Genomic DNA, 520 nt, shown 5'->3' with positions numbered 1-520 from the left:
CGTCATGGCGAACTGCATCGCAGTGTCGCGCTGGTTGCAGACATCATCAGTGGCGAAGAAGCCTCTCCAATGGCGTTCTCTCAATCAGTGCACAATACCGCGGCAGGTTTAGCGACCATCGCAACCAAGCAGCCAATCCCTCTCACTTCGATTGCGGCATCGGAAAATACATTCCAAAGCGCGATATTAGAAGCGTGGCTATTTTTAGCAGACAATCCAGATAAGAAAGTTCTGCTGGTCGACTTTGATGAACCTTTACCTGAATCCTACGCCGAATTTGAACAGCAGCAATATCCGGGCTTTGGCTTAGGTTTGGTGCTATCAAACGGTGATGATTTTACGTTGCGCAGCAGCCACAGCGTAGAAACACAAGGCCACCTTTTGCCACAAGGCTTAGCGTTTTTGCAGCACTACTTGTCAGACAAAACTCAGTGGACCATCCATGCCCCACAGCAATCTTGGGAATGGCGCAAACAATGAATCGCTTAAATCAGTATTGGCGCGTGCTCGCCACGGGTTT

Annotated in this window: 1 protein-coding gene; it reads left to right on the top strand. The window is 49.6% G+C overall.

Annotation, left to right across the window (positions count from 1 at the left end; all coding sequences use genetic code 11):
• Positions 1-480: beta-ketoacyl synthase chain length factor (locus R7Q48_RS31015; protein WP_318134255.1), on the top strand; the 480-nt coding region annotated here is incomplete at its 5' end.
• Positions 481-520 lie beyond the last annotated feature (40 nt).

The sequence above is a fragment of the Vibrio sp. 378 genome (assembly GCF_033339435.1).
The sequence above is the reverse complement of the archived record's forward strand: the minus strand, read 5'-3'. Positions and strand labels throughout refer to the sequence as shown.